We start from the raw sequence: 635 nt of genomic DNA, 5'->3' as shown, positions 1-635 counted from the left end.
CCGATGATAGACTTGGCAGCAAGGAGATTGCAGAAGGTAGTAGTTGAAAACAAGGATTTTGAAAAGCTTATCAGGCAGTATGACAGACCTGTAAGCTTTTTCTACTGTGATCCGCCGTATTTTGCTACAGAGAATTACTACAAGGACGTAGGTTTTACTGCAAAAGATCATATCAGACTGCGTGACGCTCTGCTTGACATCAAAGGCAGATTTTTGGTTTCGTATAACGATTGCCCTGAGATCCGTGAGATATGGCATAAACCAAACATTCACATTGAAGAGATAAGCAGGCTGAACAATTTGGCACAGCGGTATGACGGCGGCTGTCAGTATGCAGAGCTGCTCATATCCAATTACGATACAAGCGAGAGATTACAGGCGGTACGCCAGCTCTCGCTGTTTGACGATGAAACGGACAATTTTGGAGGTATAATTTTATGAAAAAGATAATTTTTGCACAGGTACTCACGACCAACGGAACTACCGAATTTTCGGGACTTTATGATGAAAACGGAAATCCTGTTGTTGTAGAAATGGAGTGCGATGATAACGGAGTGACGCTTACGATATGGCGCAATGCTCCTGAAACAGAACGTCCCGACTGCGGCATCTCGGAGGAAGAAATAGAGAGGACG

The 635-nt window shown here is 44.1% G+C and carries 2 protein-coding genes; both read left to right on the top strand.

What is annotated here, in order from left to right:
• Nucleotides 1-441: DNA adenine methylase (locus DW015_RS13205; protein WP_147338179.1), on the top strand; the 441-nt coding region annotated here is incomplete at its 5' end.
• A partial coding sequence (locus tag DW015_RS13660; RefSeq protein ID WP_207659400.1) for a hypothetical protein occupies nt 438-635 on the top strand: 198 nt, incomplete at its 3' end. The genes DW015_RS13205 and DW015_RS13660, both read left to right, overlap by 4 nt.

Origin of the sequence: Ruminococcus sp. AF37-20, from assembly GCF_003460465.1 — a bacterium.
GTDB classification, from domain to species: domain Bacteria; phylum Bacillota; class Clostridia; order Oscillospirales; family Ruminococcaceae; genus Hominimerdicola; species Hominimerdicola aceti.
This window is presented reverse-complemented; position numbering and strand designations above follow the sequence as displayed.